This window comes from Dietzia cinnamea NBRC 102147 (assembly GCF_001571065.1).
Taxonomy (GTDB): Bacteria; Actinomycetota; Actinomycetes; order Mycobacteriales; family Mycobacteriaceae; genus Dietzia; species Dietzia cinnamea.
Genome location: NZ_BCSW01000142.1, coordinates 1 through 813, shown reverse-complemented (window position 1 = coordinate 813; position 813 = coordinate 1). Strand labels below are relative to the sequence as shown.

At 70.0% G+C, this 813-nt stretch carries 2 protein-coding genes; both read right to left on the bottom strand.

The genetic code is table 11. The annotated features are described in order from the left end of the window. A partial coding sequence (locus DCI01S_RS16515; RefSeq protein WP_061230213.1) for a hypothetical protein occupies positions 1–545 on the bottom strand: 545 nt, incomplete at its 3' end. Next, positions 529–813, bottom strand: a 285-nt coding sequence (locus DCI01S_RS17675; RefSeq protein ID WP_167349586.1) for a hypothetical protein, incomplete at its 5' end; no start/stop codon positions are given. The genes DCI01S_RS17675 and DCI01S_RS16515, both read right to left, overlap by 17 nt.

The following is an 813-nucleotide window of genomic DNA, read 5'->3' as shown; positions in this document are numbered from 1 at the left end:
GCGGTGTTGCCGCAAGCTTGGGCGTAGGCCTTGGGGTTCCAGCCGCCGGCGACCGCGTCGCGGACGGCGAGGGAGCGGGCGTGCCGGTCGTGGCGTTCGGTGGTGTTGCGGATGATGCCGGTGCGTCCGCAGGCGACCGCGTAGAGCAGGTTCGCTGATTGGGTTGAGGCGATGAGATGGTCCGGGTCTAGGCGCACGCACAAGGGTTCGTTGCAGCGGTGCTCACCGATCGCCTCGGCGGTCAGTTGGCCGGCGACCAGGAGGGCGAAGCGGTGCGCGTACTCGGTTCTGCTGACGCCGCCTTGTCGCCAGGTGATCCGTCCGTACCCGTCGGAGATGGCGCCGGTCCAGATGTGGCATCCCTCCCCCGGGGCGCGCACGACACGGGACTCAAACGCGGCAATCGCCGCCTCGGTCGGAGGCAGTGTCGAGTCGTACGGCCTGGACCGCCTCGGGGCAGGTCGGGGCCGGGGACGGGCGTCCATTCCCGGCAGCGGGATGTCCTCGAACCATCCGCCGGAGACGGGCTCAGTGCTGTTGGTCACCGTTGGTGTCCGCCGAGGTCTGATCCGCCGCTGGCGTGTCACCGCCGTCGGCATCGTTGACCGTGTCGTCGGTGACGGTGGTGCTGTCCTTGGCGGCGCGGATCGCCGCCCCGACCTCGCGGGCAGACAGTCCGGTCATCTCCGCCAGATCGGCCTGCACCACGCCCAGGTCCCGAAGCTCGACCAGCGCCTGACCGAGGGCGATCTGCGCGTCATCGCGGGCATCGATCGCCGAGAACACCGCGACCAACTTGGCCTCACGCTTGCG